A 1,599-nucleotide genomic window follows, 5' to 3' on the forward strand; every position below is an offset into this window, starting at 1 on the left:
GCGCTACCCCCCCCGGGCCTCCCCGGCGGCGTCATGCCCCGGTCCGACGCGCCGGGCGCCCGGGTACGCGACGCTCGGGGTATGCGAAAAACGTTGGTACTCCTGGCTTTCCTTCCGCTCGTGGCGGCTGTCCCCGTCGCGAACGCGGAGAGCGCGCCGAGTCTCAAGTGGACAACTCCCTGTCCGGACTACGGTCTCCCGCAGTCGCCGACCGCCGGGCTCGAATGCGCGAAACTGCGGGTCCCGCTCGACTACGCCGATCCCGGCGGGCGGACCATCGAGCTCACGATCTCCCGCCACGCCAGTCCCGATCCGGCGAGACGCCGCGGCGTGCTGCTGATGAACCCCGGCGGGCCCGGCAGCCCGGGGCTGGCGATGCCCGCGCAGCTGATGGAGCGGATGGGGTCGTCGGGCCTGCCCGAGGCGTACGACGTGATCGGGTTCGACCCGCGCGGCACCGGCTACAGCACCCCCGTCACCTGCGACATGACCCCGGAGCAGCGAGGTTCGATCATCGGGCCGTACGCGAACGGGCCGCGGGACGTCGCCGAAACCGCCGCGAAGGCGCGGGTGGTCGCGCGCAAGTGCGCGTCGGCGCCGACCGCGGAGCTGCTGCCGCACATGACCACGGCGAACACCGCGCGCGACATGGACCGGATCCGGGCCGCGCTGGGCGAGTCCACGATCTCCTACTACGGCACGTCGTATGGCACCTACCTCGGCGCCGCGTACGCCACGATGTTCGCCGCCAAGACCGACCGGATCGTGCTGGACAGCGTGACCGGGCCGCAGGGCGTGGACGTGCGGCAGCACCGGCGTTTCGCCGAAGGCTTCGACGACCGGCTGCCCGACTTCGCGGCCTGGGCGTCAGCGCGGGACGACGTCTACCACCTCGGGCGGACACCCTCCGCGGTGATCGCGAAGTTCGACGAGCTGGCCACCACCCGCGGTCCGGAATTCCGGGCGAACACCTGGAGCGCGTTCTACGACGACGCGCATTTTCCGACGCTGGCCAGGGAATGGGCGGGGCAATCCGCCGTGTCGGCCGGTGGCCCGCTCGACGGGGACAACCACGCGGCCCTGCAACTGCAGGTGGTGTGCAACGACACCGACTGGCCCGAAGGCGTCGGTTACTACCAGCGCGCGGTCGAACGGGAACGCGTGACGCACCCGAGGTTCGGTCCCACCGCGGCGAACGTGAATCCGTGTGCGTTCTGGCCGGTGGAACGCGCCGAACCGCCGGTACGCATCGGTTCGGGAGGTCCGCGGAACCTGTTGCTCGTGCAGAATCTGCGTGACCCCGCGACGCCGCTGTCCGGGGCACGGGAGACGCGCGCGGCGCTGGGCGGCCGAGCCGTGATGACGACCGTCGACCAGGGCGGGCACGGTGTGTTCACCAAGGGCAACGCCTGTGGCAACGATGTCGTGCTGCGTTATCTGCTCCACGGCGTGCTGCCGAAGCACGACGGTTCCTGCCCGGCCTGACCCGGCGGGGGGGGGTGGGCGGGGTTTCCGGGCGCCGCACAGCCACGGGTTCCAGCGGCCCCGCCGCAACGGGCGACGCAGTCCGTGTCGCGCATACCAGAAGCACCAGAACAC

Annotated in this window: 1 protein-coding gene; it reads left to right on the forward strand. The window is 71.5% G+C overall.

All coding sequences use genetic code 11. The annotated features are described in order from the left end of the window. The first annotated feature begins 81 nt into the window (after positions 1–81). Entirely contained in the window at positions 82–1,485 is a 1,404-nt protein-coding gene (locus ACFWX1_RS38820; protein WP_378394844.1) for an alpha/beta hydrolase, read from the forward strand. Positions 1,486–1,599: the final 114 nt, after the last annotated feature.

The sequence above is a fragment of the Amycolatopsis sp. NPDC059021 genome, from assembly GCF_042739895.1.
Lineage (GTDB): Bacteria > Actinomycetota > Actinomycetes > Mycobacteriales > Pseudonocardiaceae > Amycolatopsis.

Coding starts and splice junctions, on each gene's coding strand:
- ACFWX1_RS38820 (WP_378394844.1), top strand. CDS start 82: ATGCGAAAAACGTTGGTACTCCTGGCTTTCCTTCCGCTCGTGGCGGCT.